Source organism: Bacillus sp. FSL R5-0712 (assembly GCF_038593285.1).
GTDB classification, from domain to species: Bacteria; Bacillota; Bacilli; order Bacillales; family Bacillaceae; genus Bacillus; species Bacillus safensis.
In genome coordinates this window covers 1,060,923-1,078,848 of the sequence record NZ_CP151981.1, presented here as the reverse complement: position 1 = coordinate 1,078,848, position 17,926 = coordinate 1,060,923, and the positions used below count along the sequence as shown (strand labels likewise).

At 40.9% G+C, this 17,926-nt stretch carries 15 protein-coding genes; 7 read left to right on the top strand and 8 right to left on the bottom strand.

What is annotated here, in order from left to right; translation table 11 throughout:
- Positions 1–33: 33 nt before the first annotated feature.
- Positions 34–894, bottom strand: a complete 861-nt coding sequence (locus NSU11_RS05245) for an SDR family oxidoreductase (RefSeq protein WP_024425480.1) — start codon at positions 892–894, stop codon at positions 34–36.
- Between the two features lie 142 nt (positions 895–1,036).
- On the opposite strand from NSU11_RS05245, the gene NSU11_RS05240 reads away from it, so the two are divergent.
- The 4 genes from NSU11_RS05240 (at position 1,037) to NSU11_RS05225 (ending at position 6,134) form a co-directional block, all read left to right on the top strand.
- A complete protein-coding gene (locus NSU11_RS05240) occupies positions 1,037–2,569 on the top strand; it encodes an FAD-dependent oxidoreductase (RefSeq protein WP_024426545.1) in 1,533 nt (510 codons plus the stop codon).
- Between the two features lie 91 nt (positions 2,570–2,660).
- Positions 2,661–3,956 carry a globin-coupled sensor protein gene (locus NSU11_RS05235; protein WP_151039249.1) on the top strand — a complete coding sequence of 432 codons (1,296 nt, stop codon included), beginning with the start codon at positions 2,661–2,663 and terminating at the stop codon, positions 3,954–3,956.
- Between the two features lie 61 nt (positions 3,957–4,017).
- Positions 4,018–4,602: a histidine phosphatase family protein gene (locus NSU11_RS05230; RefSeq protein ID WP_025093354.1), complete on the top strand. Its 585-nt coding sequence runs from the start codon at positions 4,018–4,020 to the stop codon at positions 4,600–4,602.
- Between the two features lie 386 nt (positions 4,603–4,988).
- The gene (locus NSU11_RS05225; protein ID WP_025093353.1) at positions 4,989–6,134 is read left to right on the top strand and encodes a S8 family peptidase; all 1,146 of its coding nucleotides are present in this window, start codon (positions 4,989–4,991) and stop codon (positions 6,132–6,134) included.
- Positions 6,135–6,378: 244 nt separating this feature from the next.
- Here the strand turns inward: NSU11_RS05225 and NSU11_RS05220 are convergent, their stop codons facing one another.
- Complete coding sequence (locus NSU11_RS05220) at positions 6,379–7,644, bottom strand: M48 family metallopeptidase (protein ID WP_175579108.1); 1,266 nt, start codon at positions 7,642–7,644, stop codon at positions 6,379–6,381.
- A gap of 195 nt (positions 7,645–7,839) precedes the next feature.
- Here NSU11_RS05220 and NSU11_RS05215 point away from each other — a divergent pair, with 195 nt between their 5' ends.
- Positions 7,840–8,247: a hypothetical protein gene (locus NSU11_RS05215; protein ID WP_024426550.1), complete on the top strand. Its 408-nt coding sequence runs from the start codon at positions 7,840–7,842 to the stop codon at positions 8,245–8,247.
- Between the two features lie 81 nt (positions 8,248–8,328).
- Here NSU11_RS05215 and NSU11_RS05210 read toward each other — a convergent pair whose 3' ends face one another.
- From NSU11_RS05210 to NSU11_RS05200, 3 genes are all read right to left on the bottom strand, one after another.
- The gene (locus tag NSU11_RS05210; protein WP_149125800.1) at positions 8,329–9,882 is read right to left on the bottom strand and encodes a fatty acid--CoA ligase family protein; all 1,554 of its coding nucleotides are present in this window, start codon (positions 9,880–9,882) and stop codon (positions 8,329–8,331) included.
- A gap of 172 nt (positions 9,883–10,054) precedes the next feature.
- On the bottom strand, positions 10,055–11,044 hold the full coding sequence (locus NSU11_RS05205; protein ID WP_024425472.1) for a lipoate--protein ligase: 990 nt from the start codon (positions 11,042–11,044) through the stop codon (positions 10,055–10,057).
- Between the two features lie 2 nt (positions 11,045–11,046).
- Positions 11,047–11,790: an MBL fold metallo-hydrolase gene (locus tag NSU11_RS05200; RefSeq protein ID WP_171464126.1), complete on the bottom strand. Its 744-nt coding sequence runs from the start codon at positions 11,788–11,790 to the stop codon at positions 11,047–11,049.
- 156 nt (positions 11,791–11,946) lie between these two features.
- On the opposite strand from NSU11_RS05200, the gene yhfH reads away from it, so the two are divergent.
- Complete coding sequence (gene yhfH, locus NSU11_RS05195; RefSeq protein WP_008359029.1) at positions 11,947–12,084, top strand: protein YhfH; 138 nt, start codon at positions 11,947–11,949, stop codon at positions 12,082–12,084.
- Between the two features lie 339 nt (positions 12,085–12,423).
- Entirely contained in the window at positions 12,424–13,713 is a 1,290-nt protein-coding gene (locus NSU11_RS05190) for a cation:dicarboxylase symporter family transporter (RefSeq protein ID WP_024425470.1), read from the top strand.
- Between the two features lie 34 nt (positions 13,714–13,747).
- On the opposite strand, the gene NSU11_RS05185 is transcribed toward NSU11_RS05190, so the two are convergent.
- From NSU11_RS05185 to NSU11_RS05175, 3 genes are all read right to left on the bottom strand, one after another.
- The gene (locus NSU11_RS05185) at positions 13,748–14,797 is read right to left on the bottom strand and encodes a M42 family metallopeptidase (protein WP_024426553.1); all 1,050 of its coding nucleotides are present in this window, start codon (positions 14,795–14,797) and stop codon (positions 13,748–13,750) included.
- Positions 14,798–14,940: 143 nt separating this feature from the next.
- Positions 14,941–17,250 (bottom strand): YhgE/Pip domain-containing protein, encoded by a 2,310-nt coding sequence (locus tag NSU11_RS05180; protein ID WP_197172757.1) that lies wholly within the window; start codon positions 17,248–17,250, stop codon positions 14,941–14,943.
- A gap of 64 nt (positions 17,251–17,314) precedes the next feature.
- A complete protein-coding gene (locus NSU11_RS05175) occupies positions 17,315–17,893 on the bottom strand; it encodes a TetR/AcrR family transcriptional regulator (protein WP_024426555.1) in 579 nt (192 codons plus the stop codon).
- Positions 17,894–17,926: the final 33 nt, after the last annotated feature.

Genomic DNA, 17,926 nt, shown 5'->3' with positions numbered 1-17,926 from the left:
CAGCAACTCGTCTCTTTACCGCAAGTTTTTTGTTTATCCATTTAAAATGGTCCCGCCATTCACATGCAGCATTTGTCCATTCATATAAGATGAGTCTTCGCTCGCTAAAAATAAATAACTTGGCGCAAGCTCTACTGGCTCACCAGGACGTTCCATTGGGACATCTCCGCCAAATTCAGAGACTTCTTTTTCCGTAAAGGTTGAGGGAATCAGCGGTGTCCAAATAGGACCGGGAGCTACTCCATTCACTCTAATCCCTTGTTTAATGAGCGATAAGGATAATGATCTCGTAAAGGTTACGACCGCCCCTTTTGTGGATGAATAATCGATCAATGTTTCATGCCCTTTATAGGCGGTGACAGAGGCTGTATTAATGATACTGCTTCCTTTTTTTAAATGAGGAAGAACAGCCTTTGTTAAATAAAACATGGCAAAAATATTCGTTTGAAACGTCCGAAGAAGCTGATGCGAGGTAATTTGCTCAATGCTTTTTTGCGGATGCTGTTCCCCGGCGTTATTCACCAAAATATCAATGGAACCGAAGGCATCTTTTGTTTTTTTGACGACCTCATTTGAAAAAGCCTCATCCCCTAAATCACCTGCAATTAAGATGACACGGCCTCCCGCTTTCTCAATATAGTCCTTCGTCTCCTCAGCGTCACGATGTTCACTTAAGTAAACAATGGCGACATTGGCACCTTCTTTCGCAAATAAAACAGAAACTGCTCTTCCAATCCCGCTGTCTCCACCTGTCACAATGGCTGTTTTTCCTGCTAACTTTTTATCCTGCACCTCACGATCAAAGACAGGTCTAGGATTCATTTTATATTCAAGACCCGGACGTTCATTTTGGTGCTGAGGCGGCAATGTTTTCTTCGGCTGCTTTGTTGACACGTTAGTCCACTCCTTCCTTTTATCTTGTTTATTTTTATGTGCTGGCGGCTTTTTTATGTATGGCGCCCTTGTTTCCTTTCAGATGTATGATTTTCAGCATTGTGGAAAAATTATACACAACAAGTCAAGTGGAGGCGACAACATGGAACAAGAACATAAAGGAATGGAACAGGCAAAATCGTTATGGCTGGCCGGCAGTCAGAAATATTCTTTCCCTGCTGTCAGTGAAGATCTCACAGCAGATGTGATCATTGTCGGCGGCGGTATTACCGGTATCGCTGCGGCGTTTGAAATGACAGAGCGAGGACTAGATGTGATCATCATTGATGCCGAACAATTGCTGCAAGGCACGACCGGACACACAACGGCTAAAATCACCTCACAGCATGATGTGTACTATTATGAGCTGATTCAACAAATTGGGATGCCAAAAGCACGTTTGTATGTAGAAGCAAATGAGAAAGCAAAAGACCTCATTCAAGCTCGTATCAAAGAGCACGACATTGATTGTCAGCTAGAGATAAAAGATGCTTACCTTTATACAAAGGAAGAAAGCGGTGTAAAAAAGTTAAAGAAGGAATTAGATGCCTACAAACAGCTTGGTATTGACCGGGAATGGAAAACAAAGCTTCCTTTTGACGCTGACATTAAAGCAGCCCTTGCGATGACCAATCAGGCACAGTTTCATCCCCTTCATTATCTCAATGCGCTAATCGACAAGCTCCTAGAGCGAGGTGTACGTATCTTTGAACAAACAACCGCTGTTGATGTAAAAGAAGGGAACCGCCCTGCTGTCGTCACAAAAAGCGGACATCATCTGACAGGGCGCTATGTCATTTCATGCTCACACTTTCCTTTTTATGATGGAAAAGGACTTTATTTCACCCGAATTCATCCAGAGCAATCCTATGTCGTAGCAGCTAGAACAACCAAACCACTCCCAGACGGAATGTACCTAGGAATTGACCAGCCTGCTCACTCTTTAAGAACGGCAGAATGGCACGGTGAAGAAGTAGTCCTCATCGGAGGAGAAGGCCATAAAACAGGACAAGGCGGAGATGAATCCGCTCACTATGAAGGACTAGAAACGTTTGGAGATGCCACCCTTGGAATAGAAGAAGTGCTGTATCGCTGGTCGACACACGATATGGTCACAATGGATCAAATCCCTTACATTGGCCGCCTGACCAAACACCACCAGAATATCTTTGTAGCAACCGGCTTTAGAAAATGGGGCATGACCACAAGCCACGTCGCAGCCACTCTTATCGGTGATTTAATTGAAGGAAAATCGAATCCATATGAATCAATCTTTACGCCATCAAGACCTGTTACTGACTCTTTCGTCAAAGATTTCGTTAAAGAAAATGCCAATGTCGCTGCCAAGCTGATCAGTGGTAAATTCAAACGAACTGATCAAACAATCGATGATTTAAAACCAGGCGAGGGCGGCATTATCTCGTATGAACATAAAAAGTGCGGCGCCTATAAATCAGAGGATGGGAATGTTTTTCTAGTCGATACAACATGTACTCACCTAGGCTGTGAAGTGGCTTGGAATAATAGTGACCGCACTTGGGATTGCCCGTGTCACGGTTCACGTTTTTCCATTACTGGAGAAGTAGTAGAAGGCCCTGCTAAAAAACCACTAAAAAGGTCATATAAAGAACAGTGAAATTTCACTCGTCCCCCTTTAAAAAATCCAATATTATCCGATAAAAAACATAAAGTCTGATATTTTTGATGATTATGGGGGGACAAACACATTGTTATTTAAAAAAGAACCGAAAAGAAAAAACACTGCTTTTTTCACACAGCAGGATGATGGGATAAAACGAATCAACTTCTCGAACAATACGGACATCGCCAAACAAATCAAAATGATTGACCTGACGCAGCATGACCTATTGATATTAAAACAGCTCAATCCAATTGTTCAGGATGATATTGCACATATTGTTGATAAGTTTTATAAAAATTTAGAAGTCGAATCTTCCTTGATGCATATCATTCAAGACAATAGTTCTGTCGATCGTTTGAAAAAAACACTCCGCATTCATATTAGCGAAATGTTTGCAGGTGTGATTGACGAAGCCTATGTGGCAAAACGCATTAAAATCGCGCAAGTTCATTTACGGATTGGACTCCAGCCTAAATGGTACATGGCAGCATTCCAAGACCTTCTGCTATCCATTATGGATTTATTCGCTAACCATATCCAAGATTTCAAAGAATATCAGACAGCGGTCAAAGCGACGACGAAAATTTTAAATTTAGAGCAGCAGCTTGTCCTAGATACATTCCAAAATGAATATTCTAAAATTCGTGATGAAGCAGAAGAGCAGCAGCAGGAGCTTCATACAAAAATCACAGAGACTTCAAATTCGCTTGCTTCGCTCTTCTCAAACACAACAAGTGCAGTCGACAAGCTTGTCTCAAAATCGGATGAGATGGCGGACATGTCACAAGCTGGAACAAAAATTTCAGCCCAGGTTGAAGAAAAATCAATCGGCGGTAAAAAAGAATTAGAAATTCAGCAAACACAAATGAACCAAATTGATGGCAGCATGACAAAGATTGAAACAGAAATTAAACGCCTTGAAGAAATCGCCAAACAAATTGAACAAATCTTTGGGATTGTCACAGGCATTGCAGAGCAGACGAACTTGTTATCTTTAAATGCTTCAATCGAATCTGCACGAGCAGGTGAACATGGAAAAGGCTTTGCTGTCGTTGCAAACGAGGTACGCAAATTATCAGAGGACACCAAGAAAACGGTTTCAACTGTATCCGAACTTGTCAACAATACTAATTCACAAATCGCCATTGTTTCTCAGCACATTGCGGACGTGAATTTACTTGTGACAGACAGTAAAGAAAAAATGACACAAATCAATTCACTCTTTGATGATATCGTCAGCAGCATGAACTTAAGCAAAAACCAAAACGGAAAAATTGAGATTGACCTTCAGACCTTCCTTAACGAATTGAAGGAAGTCAAACAAACGGTGTCTCAAGTTGCAAGCTCCGTCGAATCCTTAACAAGCCTGACAAATCGCTAATACAGTCTTTTTTCTTCTGCTTTAGTATAATAGAAGAAAAGATAGAAAAGGCGGGATTTGATTGACAACAATTTGCCTAGTCAGACACGGGGAAACAGATTGGAATGCAGCGAAACGAATTCAAGGACGAACAGATATCCCTTTAAACGACACAGGTAAATGGCAGGCTGAACAAACTGGACTTTACTTAAAGGATGTCCATTGGGATGTTGTCATTTCCAGTCCACTAACAAGGGCAAAAGAAACGGCACACTTGATTTTAAATCATGTCCATGCCCCACTTGTCATCATGGATGATTTTATAGAACGAGATTATGGTGACGCTGAAGGCATGTCGTTTGAGGAGCGTCAAAAGCTGTTTCCAGATAAACAATATCCAAATATGGAACCAATTGAGACGATTCAAAACCGAATGCTGGAAGGTATTGAGAAAGTCAGAGCCGCCTATCCAGATCAACATGTCCTGATCGTGGCTCACGGCGCTGCTATCCATGCTTTACTCACCACTTTGGCTGATGAACATATGGGTCTACAGAACACGAGACTTGTTAATGCTTGCTTAAATTATGTGGAATGGTCAGATGGTAAATGGAAGGTCCGTGATTACAACGTGGTCAGCCATTTAACTCAAACCGCCCCTTCTTAAAGAGCCTGTTATCTTAGCAGGTTCTTTTTTATGGCAAAAACAATGATAAAATAATATTTTTTTATATCGAAATTCGAAATAGATGCTAGATGATTCTACCTATTTTATGGCTTTTCGAGTATCGAATATTTAACCGGAAATGGATCATGAGAAAAAAAGCACACTCCCTTTTTAATAGATCATCGCTGAAATGATAGAATAAACATATTTTACCACCAGTTCCAAGTGACTTAATTCCCCAATTTTCGCTAGGACTTTCACAAAAATTCGGGTCTACTCTTATTTGCCTACTTCCCTTAAACTGAATATACAGAATAATCAAACGGATCATTCTTATAGACTACGGATGATTATTCTGAAATAAGAAAAAGGGATGTGGAATGTGCGTGAAAAAGAAAAATGTGATGACAAGTGTTTTATTGGCTGTCCCTCTTCTGTTTTCAGCAGGGTTTGGAGGCTCCATGGCAAATGCCGAGACGGTCTCCAAAACAGATAGTGAAAAAAGCTATATTGTTGGTTTTAAAGCCTCTGCCACCACAAACAGCTCTAAGAAACAAGCTGTCATTCAAAATGGTGGAAAACTAGAAAAACAATACCGCCTCATTAATGCTGCACAAGTGAAAATGTCCGAACAAGCCGCCAAAAAACTTGAACATGACCCTAGCATTGCTTACGTAGAAGAAGACCATAAAGCAGAAGCATATGCACAAACCGTCCCTTATGGAATCCCTCAAATCAAAGCTCCAGCTGTACACGCTCAAGGTTATAAAGGTGCTAATGTCAAAGTAGCTGTCCTTGATACTGGAATCCACGCTGCACACCCTGACTTAAATGTTGCAGGCGGTGCGAGCTTCGTCCCTTCAGAGCCAAATGCCACCCAAGACTTTCAATCACATGGAACTCACGTAGCTGGAACCATTGCTGCCCTTGATAACACAATTGGTGTTCTTGGGGTCGCTCCAAGCGCTTCCCTATATGCTGTGAAAGTATTAGACCGCAATGGCGACGGACAATACAGCTGGATTATTAGCGGTATTGAATGGGCTGTAGCCAATAACATGGATGTCATCAATATGAGTTTAGGCGGAGCAAGCGGTTCAACAGCACTTAAAAATGCCGTTGATACAGCAAACAGCCGCGGAGTCGTTGTTGTTGCCGCCGCAGGTAATTCAGGCTCTAGTGGCTCTAGAAGTACAGTTGGCTATCCAGCCAAATACGAGTCTACAATTGCTGTTGCCAATGTAAACAGTAACAATGTCAGAAACTCATCTTCTAGCGCAGGTCCTGAATTAGATGTTTCTGCACCTGGTACTTCTATTTTAAGTACAGTGCCAAGCAGTGGATACACTTCTTATACTGGAACATCTATGGCGTCTCCTCATGTAGCAGGAGCAGCAGCGCTTATTCTTTCTAAAAACCCGAACCTAACAAATTCACAGGTTCGCCAGCGCTTAGAAAATACAGCGACACCGCTTGGTGACTCATTCTATTATGGAAAAGGGTTAATCAACGTTCAAGCTGCTTCTAACTAACCAAGTGTGATAAAAAAATCCGGCTGATCCAGCCGGATTCAGCGCGTAGACAAACCCTCGCATTCGGTGTCAGTCCTGCGTGCCGGTGCTCACGAATGCTCAATTCGCTCCGCTCCGGTACTCGTCCTTCCTAGACTTCAAAGGTTTTCTATCACGCTGAAAAGAAGACAAAGAGCTAGAATCAAGATCATTTTAGCCCTTTGTCAACAATCTAAATCCGGCTGATCCAGCCGGATTTTATTTATTACTGCTTTTTCGGCGTTTTCTCTTTTTCCGCCGCTTTTTCCATATCCATGATTCTCTCCATCATGGTTGGGTGTCCATAGCGGAAGATCTTCACTAAAAACGGTGGATTTACCTGGGACAGCCCTGATTTTGCAAGCTTTTGAAAAGACGTTACGCCTGCCTCCCCGTCTTTTGTCATGTTCACCGCATATTCGTCGGCTGCCCGTTCTTGATGCCTTGACACTGCATTTGTAAAAGGTGAAGCTGCAAATGACAGCATCGATACGATGATTAAAAGAAGCGGAAGAGCAGCAATGTCGTGTGACACCTTGAGACGAAATGTGGCTGCTCCTTTTTGATAAAGATAAAAATAAAGACGGTCGATTGCAAATAATCCGGCCAATGACAGCACTAAATATCCTGCTAATCCAATATAGACGTGTTTCATGACGTAATGTCCCATTTCATGCGCCATGATAAATAAAATTTCTTGGTCTTTCAGCTTTTGCAGTGTTGTGTCCCATAAGACAATACGCTTATTTTCACCAATTCCTGTGACATAAGCATTCATCGTATTCGTTTTCTCAGACATATTGACCTCATATACATGATCTGCCGGAATATGCGCTTTGTCTGCCAGCGTTAATATTTTCTTCTCTAGAGCTTGATCCTTTAGTGGATAAAAATTGTTATATAACGGATCAATGACGACCGGTTGTATAAAGAAGAGAAACAGCGTAACTGGGACTGTCAAACACCACGCATACAGCCACCAGTGTTTTCTTCTCTTTTGAATCAGCCAAAAGAACACAATAGCACAAAGGGCAAGGAGCGGATATTGAATCCAAAAATCCAGTGTTTGATCTTTCAACCAGCTTGCCGTACTTTGTGCAGATACTCCGTAGTGCAAAGACAGCTGATAGCCAATCCACTTAATTGGCAATGAAATGATCATTGTTAGAAGTGACAGCACAAACACATACACAAGTTTGCTTAAAAACTTGAAACGAGCTGCTGCCAGGCTCCAATCTGCTATTTTCCGTGAAAACCCTGAAATGAGCAAAAGGAAAAAGACATACCAATCTAATGGGATGGTTATGAAATACAGCAGATTCCGTATGTTCGAGAAATTCTCGCTGATTACAAGCTCATGACTTGTCATAAAGGTATGCGGATCTGCACTTGTCCCTTTTACACTTTCAGGTACCGATGAATCCCCCATTAGAAACAGATACGAATAAATAAAAAGACCGTACAATATGTATGCTACCGTTGCAAGAGCCATCCATTTACGTACTCGCACAGGTCAGCCTCCTTTCCATCCCTCTCTCTATTCTAGTCATGCATTTTTTCGTTTAGAACCTGTCTCATGTGGCTCCATCATAGCATGCCCCATCAGAAAAAGCTTTCGCGAAAAAAATGATTATGCGACTCAAAAATCGGGGAAGCTACATGTAAAACAGTAAGTTGGAGGATCAAAATGAAGAAAATCCTTGCAGGAGTTGTGATTTTTGGACTTTTATTAATTACCTTCTTTTATGTGTTCAGCCGGACGAGCGAAATCTTTGATGAGAATCGAGCTGAAAAATTGCTGCTCTCACCTGCGAATGAATCCATCTCTTATGAAATAGATGATAAGGACACAGTAGAAGATTTAATCGAAGAATTAAATAAAGGCAAACAAACAAGCAATCATCTCAAGAAAAATTTAAAAAAGCCCGATTATATCGCCAAGGTGATGTTCGGACGAACAAACGGCACCACCTTCCAGCTTTGGACCAACCGATCACAGGTCGTTTTTTTAGTTGATGGAACGTTTTATGAACTGAATCAAAAACAGTCGAATTCTTTTCAGAGACAGTTAAAAGAAGCCATTCAAAAGAGCTAAAATGATCTTTGAGAGAAAACTTTGAATTGCGAGGATTTGTCTACATGCGAAGGGAGTCTCTTCATCAGAGACCCCCTTTTTTTATTTACTTTCTTCTGCTTGATACTTTTCTCTTAGCGCTCTTCTTAAAATTTTACCTGTTGTGTTTTTAGGAATATCATCTATGAAATGGATCGTTTGGGGCTGCTTATATTTTGCTAAATAGCGTGAACAATGTGTGATGATGTCTTCTTGATTGATGTGAGCATGTTTCTTAGGGGAAATGTAACAGACGACTGCCTCTCCCGTGTTCGGATCTGGCACACCGATGACAACGGCTTCTGCTACAGCTTCATGTTGATAGAGTACTTCTTCTACTTCTCTTGGATAAACATTATAACCGCCAACAAGAATCATATCCTTTTTCCGATCGACAATATAAATATATCCTTCTTCATCTCTTCTCGCCAAATCGCCAGTATACAGCCAGCCGTCTCTTAGTGCAGCTTCTGTATCTTCTGGCATTTGATAATAGCCTTTCATGATGTTTGGCCCTTTTGCTATCAGCTCTCCGACTTCATTTGGACCGACTTCTTCTCCTAGTTCATTCACAATTTTATTCTTCACATTCATAATGTCAGTCCCGACAGAACCTGGTTTTCTTTTTCCGTCAAGAGGATTGAATGCAGTCACTGGAGATGCCTCTGATAGCCCATAGCCCTCAAGGACCGTAACACCGAATTTTTTCTCAAAGCCATGGAGTAAGGCAACAGGCATTGAGGCACCACCTGATATACAGATTCTCACGGATGACATCGCTCCCTCATGCCCCTCCTGACGGTACAAATAGTTATACATGGTGGGCACTCCAATAAATAGCGTTGGCTTCTCTTTTTCCATCATGCGCAAAAGCTCTGACGGGCTGAAATGCGGCAAGACATAAATCGTCGCACCATGAATCAACGGTGCATTCATACAGACTGTTAAACAAAATACATGGAACATTGGTAAAGCGGCAATAACCTTGTCCTTTTTATCAATCGATAAATACTCAGCGACATCTCTGGCATTTGAATAAAGGTTGAAATGAGTCAGCATGGCACCTTTTGGTTTTCCTGTCGTGCCAGATGTAAATAAAATAACAGCAGTATCATCTGGCTGAATGGAAGGATGTACGTTTTCATTCGCAGCACCTGACACAAGTTTTCCAAAGAAAACAAGTCGATCAGATACTTCCTTGAAGCTTGATCTGCACGCCGATTCATTTTCTGCACAAATAATGACTCTTTCAATGGACGGAAGCTGCTCATACACCTGCTCGTAAACTGGCAGAAGCTGTTCAGGCGCCACAATACCTTTCACATCGCCTGTGATGAGCATATATCCAATTTCACTAGGTGTATACGTTGGGTTAATAGGTACAACGACAAGCCCTGCCTTTAATGCGCCAAAAAAAGAAATGACAAAATGCGGTGAATTTCCTAAAATAAGCGCGATATGATCCCCAGCTTGAAACCCTTCGTTGACTAATCCATCTGCAAAACGCTCGATACTTGTCATCAGCTCTCGATAGGTCCACTTCTTTCCTTCAAAGATCAGTGCGATATTTTCTCCCTTCGTCATCGCCGTCTGCTGAAGATTTTTGATCAAATCCATTCTCCCACCCCTTACATGTCATCAATGAATGAATGACCATTCATTTTATGGCCGAACATTCCTCTTTTCTATTATAATAGACAATCGAAAAAATCCACAAGATCAAATGTAAATCGCTTTCATTTCCTTCAATCAAAAAAGCACTGCTATCTCTAGCCGTGCTTTCCCGCAATTAATAAATCAAATCAAGAAAATCCTCTTTTGATACGTTACCGAAATAGTGGCGCATATCCATATCTTCTAAGACATCACTGATCGTTTTACGATCATATTGCTGTCCGATGAGCCGCTTTTCAATATCGGCAATATCCCCTACGCCAAAGAAATCACCAAAGATTTTGCAATCCTGGATCATCCCTTTTTTCACTTCTAATCGCAAATCAATGGAGCCTGCAGGGAATCTCTTAGAATGCTGCAAATTAAATTTCGGTGAACGGCCGTAGTTCCATTCCCATTTTTGATAGCGATCTCGAGAAATTTCGTGAATCTTTTCCCAATCCTTTTCAGTCAGGCGATATTGAGGCACGTCCCCATTTGTATCAAAAATGTAGCTTAAAAGAATTTTTCTAAATTCTTCTGTTGTCATTTTTTGATCCATCAGTTCACTAATATTGGCAACCCTGCTTCTAATCGATTTGATGCCTTTTGATTCAATTTTTTCTTTTTTCACATTTAAAGCCGAAACGACATGTTCAATTTCTGAATCAAATAGAAGTGTGCCATGGCTGAAAATACGTCCTCTTGTTGCGAACTGGGCATTTCCAGAAATTTTACGTCCATCTGCCATGATGTCATTTCTGCCGCTCAATTCAGCTTTAACGCCCAGCTTTTCAAGCGCTTTGATGACTGGCTCTGTGAACTTTTTAAAGTTATGGAAGCTGTCTCCATCATCTTTTGTGATAAAGCTGAAGTTTAAGTTCCCTTTGTCATGGTAAACTGCACCACCGCCGGATAAGCGGCGCACGACTTTGATTCCGTTGTCTTCCACATACTTTGTGTTGATTTCTTCTATTGTATTTTGGTTCTTTCCGATAATGATCGACGGCTGATTAATGTAAAACAGCAAATACGTTTCTTCTGGATCTAAATATTTTAAGCAATATTCTTCAATTGCCAAATTAATCATTGGATCATAATGTTGTTCGTTATCGATAAACAGCATCTCTATCTTCCTTCCTTGTTCCATCTAAGCCCTGAATGGGCAAGCTGTATACTGCCAGTATATAACGCCTGTGCTTCATTGACTAGGTCTTTATGACGACCAAAATGGGGCAGATGGGTGATGATGAGTTCCCCAACATTTGCTTCCTTTGCAATCTTTCCTACTTCCGTACTGTTCATATGTCCAGCACCTGATCCATCTTGTCCAGCGTAAAAATTGCTTTCGGCAATGAGCAGATCTGCCCCCTTGCTAAATGGAATAAATGCCTCCTGATAGCTTGAGTCTGCTGTATACACGACCACAGCATCTTCTACCTGAATTCTCATCGCATAGCATTCTGCTGGATGAACCGTTTTCAAAAAATCAATTTGAAAGGGTCCGAGTTGAATCCCTTCTTCCGGCTGATAAGGCTTTGCCTTTGTATGTACATCATCAGAAAGCCGTCCAAATGCTTCTTGATCACCAGTATGTCCATAGATCGGAAGCGGGCCGCTGCTTTTTCCTAAATGATATCCCACTAGCTTCGCATATTGGAGTGGTCCGATATCTGCAATATGATCGTGGTGATAATGAGAAAGGAGAACAGCATCTAGTTCTTCTATATCAATGTATTGCTGAAGCTTTGAAAGAACACCGCTTCCGCAGTCTATAAGAAGCCTGAAGCCATTTGATTCAAAAAGGTAGCCTGATGTCGCTTCACCAGCTGCCGGAAACCCTCCATAGCATCCAATTACGGTTAATTTCATCGTCATTTTTCCCTCCTTTTCTAAAAATCCCCTTCTTACAATATACCCATTTTTCATGAAAAAAGCATTCTTCCTGCCTATTGTTACAAAACAGATTGACAATTATTAATCTGTTATAATACAATAATAGCAACAAAACTTATAGGAGGATGACAAATGCTAGGAAAAATCACAGAGTTTTTTAGAAATTTGCCCTCAAAAAAATGCACAAAATGTGGAAATGATTTAATGGAACAGCACGAGTGTTATGGTAATGAATGTGAGGAATGCTCACAAGTAAGTTATCTTAAATAAGGAAATAAATTGAATAAAAAAGCACTTTTTTCCTCCTTCGTCAGTTGGAGTCAAAAGTGCTTTTTATTTTTTCTGAAAAATAGGTAAAAAGGTAAAACCCCTGTCACAAAAGGGTTTTTTAGTATTTTCATATGATGAGTTTTAGTTCTGAAGACACTTTTTATTGACTCGAAGCAATGAAGGGGGTTCTAAATGTCTATTTTTTCTAACAATTTTGTATTTTCTTAATATAATTTTATCGTGGACGAACCTCTTTAATTTTAGTTATACTTTAATTCATATATTAAAACTTAATATGATGGGAATATTCCTTTAATGAATATGTTAGGGAGGAAATCTATGAAAAAATTAAAATTTGGATTGGCTACTCAAATCCTAATCGGTCTTATTCTCGGTGTCGTTGTTGGGGCAATCTTTTTCGGTAACCCAGGTGTCGAGACATACTTAAAACCAATTGGAGACTTCTTCTTAAGACTCATCAAGATGATTGTCATACCAATTGTCGTATCCAGCTTAATTTTAGGTGTTGCAGGTGCGGGTGATGGTAAAAAAGTAGGGAAACTAGGTTTTAGAACCATTCTTTATTTTGAAATTATCACAACATTTGCGATTGTCCTTGGTCTTGTCCTTGCAAACTTTGTACAACCTGGTGCAGGCGTTGACTTTGGACATGCAGAAAAACAAGATATTAGCCAATATGTTGAAACGGAAAAAGAGCAAAGCAGCAAATCAGTTGCTGATACGTTCCTTCATATCGTTCCAACGAACTTCTTCCAATCATTGGCGGAAGGTGATTTGCTTGCGATTATTTTCTTCACTGTGCTATTTGCACTTGGCGTTTCAGCGATTGGGGAACGCGGTAAACCAGTGCTCGCCTTCTTCGAAGGTGTATCACATGCCATGTTCCATGTCGTCAATGTTGTGATGAAAGCTGCACCATTTGGTGTATTTGCACTCATTGGTGTGACCGTATCAAAATTTGGTCTTGAATCTCTTATTTCATTAGGTAAGCTTGTAGGTCTTGTTTATTTTGCGCTCGCTCTCTTCCTTATCGTTGTATTCGGAATTATCGGAAAGATGATTGGCGTCAATATTTTCAGATTTCTTGCTTACATGAAAGACGAAATGCTTCTTGCCTTTAGTACATCCAGCTCTGAAACAGTTTTACCAAGAGTCATGGATAAAATGGAGCGCATCGGATGTCCAAAAGGCATTGTTTCGTTCGTTATCCCAATCGGTTATACATTTAATCTGGACGGTTCCGTCTTGTATCAAGCCATTGCTGCGCTTTTCCTTGCACAGGTATATGGCATTGACCTTACGATCGTCCAGCAGCTTACACTAGTTCTTGTGCTGATGGTTACATCTAAAGGAATGGCTGCCGTTCCTGGTACTTCATTTGTTGTATTACTCGCGACATTAGGAACGATCGGTGTACCTGCTGAAGGTCTTGCATTTATTGCAGGTGTGGACCGTATCATGGATATGGCGCGGACAGTTGTAAACTTAACAGGAAATGCACTTGCAGCTGTTGTCATGTCTAAATGGGAAGGGCAGTATGACCCTGAAAAAGGACATCGTGTGATGACTGGACAAGAGGCACCTGAGCCAACACAGCTTTCAAGCTAATCAAAAAGAACCCCATCTATCAGGGGTTCTTTTTTTATGCTGTGATTAATGGTGATTGAACATAGTAGTAAAGGAGATCCGCTGTATGGATAAGTGAATCTTCATGTGTTCTTTCAAAAGCATGCGAGGAGTCTATACCAGGACCAATCAGTCCATGAATGATATCATGCCCTGCTCTAATGGCTGCTGATGCATCAGAGCCATAATAAGGGTAAATATCAAGGCGGTAATCAATGTTGTTCTCTTCTGCTAATGCAGCTAAATGCTTGCGTAATCCATAGTGATAAGGGCCGCTCGAATCCTTTACACAAATCGATACACTATATTCATCTGTTGATTGACCGTCACCGATCGCACCCATATCTACAGCTAGATATTCCACTGTTTCTTCTGGAATATTCGAGTTGCCGCCGTAGCCAATCTCTTCATTATTGGAAATTAAGAAATGCGTCGTATGCGGCAATGTGATCTTTTCCTTTTGAATCCGGTGGATGAGACGCAAAAGCAGCGCAACACTTGCCTTATCATCAAGATGTCTTGATTTAATAAACCCTGAAGACGTCACTTCCACTCTCGGATCAAATGAAATAAAGTCCCCTACTTGAATGCCAAGTGCTTTGATATCGTCTGCATTTTTCACCTTTTCATCGAGACGAATCTCCATATTTTCTTGATTTCGTTTCGCTTTTCCAGCATCCGCATAGACGTGTACGGATGTTTGATGCATAAGAATGGTCCCTGTGTATGTATGGCCTGATGCTGTTTCAATTTCACAATATTCGCCTTCAATTGAGTTATATTGAAAGCCTCCAATGAGTGCAAGACGAAGCCGTCCATTTGATTTAATTTCCTTAACCATCGCACCGAGCGTATCAACATGCGCTGTCAGCATGCGGTGTTCTTTGTCATTTGTCCCTTTGATGGTGGCAATTAATCCGCCTTTTCGATTTCGTTTTGTCTCAATATTCAAATCTTGTAAAAAACGTTCAACAAAGCCGATCACTTTTTCTGTATTGCCTGATGGACTTGGGATTGATACGAGCTTTTGAATCAGCTGAACGGTTTCGTTTACTTCAGTTGTCATTCGGCATTTCCTCCTTTGTCTGAAAGCAATTCCTTCCATGTATGCCTTTTTCAGCATCTCTTCTTAAAATATATCGCTTCAGGTTCGAGATGTCTAATTTCAAATGAAAAATCCTTCCTCTATAAAGAGGAAGGATTCATAGATTAAGCTTCGTCCTGTTTCATTTTTCTTACGTTCCAAGCAAAGTATGCTGTTGTTGCTGCCATCATGATGATCGCAACTGTTCCAAGAATCGCTGCCTGGTGCCATAAATAGCTGTCATCACCGCTTGCAATGATCGTTCTAAATCCGTTGATGGTATACGTCATTGGAAGCAGACTATGAATGACTTGGAAGAATTTCGGCACAAGCTCAAGCGGGAATGTACCAGCACTTGCTGCGAGCTGAAGAACCAAGATAATAACGGCAATGAAGCGTCCTGGGTTCCCCATAGTTGTCGCCAGCAGCTGAATGATCGCTAAGAATGTCAGACTGACGATAATCGCAAAGAGATAGAAGCGCCAGAGGCTTTCCACCTCAAGACCAAGCCCAAAGATGAGCATGGAGCTTGCAATGACTGCTTGCAGGATACCGACAAAGAGGAGCACACTATATTTGCTGAAAAACCATTCAAACGCATTTCTAGGGCGTCCAGCAGGGTCTTTCATTGGGAATACAACAGTGAGCATGAGAGCCCCTACAAAGAGTCCCATCGATAAAATATAAGGTGTGAGCCCTGTACCATAATTATTGATCTTTTTCGCTGTATCATTTTCTGTTTTCACGGGACTCGCAATCATATTGTAATTGTCTTGACCCGCATCAATTTCTCCTGTTTCATCAGCGGCACTTTTTAATTTATCGGACAGCTTACCTGTACCGCTCTTTAAATCTCCCAATCCTTTATCGAGTGATTTTGAGCCTTCAGCAAGCTTAGATGTGTTGCTTTGGATATTCGTTGAACCACTTTCCAGCTTATTTAACGCTGCACTAAGCTGGCTTGAACCATTCGCAAGCTTATCTGCACCGCTTTTCGCTGTATCAAGCTTTCCATTTGCTGTTTGCAGACCATCTTGTAATTGGCCTTGACCTGTTTGGAGCTTCAGTGCACCTTGATACAATTTATTCGTACCAGATGTCATTTGATCAATCGCATTTTGTATCGCGACTGTAGACGTGTACAGCTGTTCCGTTTTCTTTGGCAGCTGTTTGACTTGCTGCAGCTGAGCTTTTGCAGAAGCAACCGCAGATTGAACCTCACTAGCATCAGGCAGTTCCTGCAAGGCTGCTAAGCTTTGTTCAAGTCCAGACAGATCAGGCAGTTCGATTTTAGGCAGACTGTCAAGCTGATCCATTGCCGCCTTTTTCTCTTCATCTGTCATTGAGCTGTTTTGGATGATGCTTTTTACTTTAGCATCTCGATTCGATAACGCTTCTTTTAATGAAGCCAGTTTTGTACTAAACGTTTTTGCGTCTTTTTTCACCTGATCAAGTTTAGGCGCCATCTTTTCAAGATTCGCTAATTCTGGTGACGACAAGACTTTTTCTACTGCTTCAATTTTTTCTGAAAAAGATTGTGCTTTGTTGTTTAGCTGCTCAATACCCGCTGTAAATTGCGGCATTTTAGAAGCGAGCTGCTGATGACCTTCGCGGCTTGTGTTTAGCCCTTCAGTCAATGTATCAATCCCTGTACCAAGCTCTCCAAATTTCTGATCGATGGTTTGATAGCCTGTTAAGAGCTGGCCAAGACCGCTGTCAAGAGATTGTATCCCTGTGTTCAGTTCACCCATTTTACCAGCAAACTGATGAACACCTTCGCTATAGGTTAACGTTCCTTCAGCCAATTTTGCTAGATTTTCTTTTAACTTGTTACTGCCATCTTTTGCATCTTTTGTTCCGTCATCAATTTTCTTCGCACCATCGCTTGCTTGATCTAAGCCTTTTGCAATCGTTTTGAAGTTATCAAAAATGACCTCTGCGTAATTTTTTGTGACTTCCTTTGAAACCGAATCTTTTAATTTGATAATGGCATTATTCGCAATTTGTGACGCCGCATAGTTGGCGCCTGGATTCGTATAATATTTCAGATTCGATTTTTTCGGATGTTTATCAAGGACTGTACTTGCATTTTTCGAGAAATCCTTTGGTATTTCCACGACGAGATAATAATCCTCGTTATTTAATCCCTTCAAGGCTTTTTCTTCACTATCGACAAAGTTCCATTTGAAATTATCATTTTTCTTTAATTCCTTCACTAAATCATCGCCGACATGCAGTGTTTTTCCGTCATAATGACTGCCTTCGTCCAAGTTGACAACTGCTACAGGCAATTGATCAACTGTACCATATGGATCCCAGTACGCTTTTAAAAATACACCGCTGTAAATCAGCGGAATAAATAAGACAGCGAAAATCGGGATCAGTAGTTTTTTGCTCGTCACAATGTCTTTCCATTGATTCCGAATTAAATTCATTGCTGTTTTCCTCCCATAGATGAATGACTAAATTTAGAATTTGGTCATTTGAACTTAAAAAAAATTATCTTGCTGCTAAAAGTCCTTTGAGTACATAAAGCTCCAGCGACTCGGCCACCTCTTCTTTTGTTAAAGGCTCGTATCGCTTTTCCCAATCAAAAATAAGTGCAATATATAGTTTCACCATCACAAATGCAGTCAATTCAGGATCACATGGCTTAATATCGCCTTTATCAATCGCTTCTTTTACTTTCGTTTTAATATAGCGAATGATCATTTGCTCCATCTTCTCAATCATTTCCTTGACCGCTGACGTGCCAAGCTTCGCATTTTCCTGAAAGATTTTGATTGTGAGCTGATGATTTTTTCGAAATTCCAATATTGCAAAGAGTGCTAAATGAAGGTTTTCAGAGAAACTTTTCTCCTCATCCATTGCTTCATCCGCAATTTTCCTCATCTCACTTAAAAGGGATGTAAAAATTTCATCGAACAGCTCTTCTTTGTTTTTGAAAAAGGTATAAATGGTTCCTTTTCCAACGTTGGCAAGCTTCGCCACAAGGTCCATTGTGGTGGCTTTATACCCGAATTGAGTAAATGCCTTCGTAGCCCCGTCTAAAATCATTTGTCTCCTATCAACACTCATGATCTCACTCCCAAAATGACTATTTGAACGTTT

What these genes read in the sequence shown, in the direction of transcription:
- NSU11_RS05240 (WP_024426545.1), top strand. Translation starts at nt 1,037, where the DNA reads ATGGAACAAGAACATAAAGGAATGGAACAGGCAAAATCGTTATGGCTG.
- NSU11_RS05215 (WP_024426550.1), top strand. Translation starts at nt 7,840, where the DNA reads ATGAAGAAAATCCTTGCAGGAGTTGTGATTTTTGGACTTTTATTAATT.
- NSU11_RS05185 (WP_024426553.1), bottom strand. Translation starts at nt 14,797, where the DNA reads ATGACAACTGAAGTAAACGAAACCGTTCAGCTGATTCAAAAGCTCGTA.
- NSU11_RS05180 (WP_197172757.1), bottom strand. Translation starts at nt 17,250, where the DNA reads ATGAATTTAATTCGGAATCAATGGAAAGACATTGTGACGAGCAAAAAA.
- NSU11_RS05175 (WP_024426555.1), bottom strand. Translation starts at nt 17,893, where the DNA reads ATGAGTGTTGATAGGAGACAAATGATTTTAGACGGGGCTACGAAGGCA.
- NSU11_RS05210 (WP_149125800.1), bottom strand. Translation starts at nt 9,882, where the DNA reads ATGGATTTGATCAAAAATCTTCAGCAGACGGCGATGACGAAGGGAGAA.
- NSU11_RS05220 (WP_175579108.1), bottom strand. Translation starts at nt 7,644, where the DNA reads ATGGCTCTTGCAACGGTAGCATACATATTGTACGGTCTTTTTATTTAT.
- NSU11_RS05205 (WP_024425472.1), bottom strand. Translation starts at nt 11,044, where the DNA reads ATGCTGTTTATCGATAACGAACAACATTATGATCCAATGATTAATTTG.
- yhfH (WP_008359029.1), top strand. Translation starts at nt 11,947, where the DNA reads ATGCTAGGAAAAATCACAGAGTTTTTTAGAAATTTGCCCTCAAAAAAA.
- NSU11_RS05190 (WP_024425470.1), top strand. Translation starts at nt 12,424, where the DNA reads ATGAAAAAATTAAAATTTGGATTGGCTACTCAAATCCTAATCGGTCTT.
- NSU11_RS05200 (WP_171464126.1), bottom strand. Translation starts at nt 11,790, where the DNA reads ATGAAATTAACCGTAATTGGATGCTATGGAGGGTTTCCGGCAGCTGGT.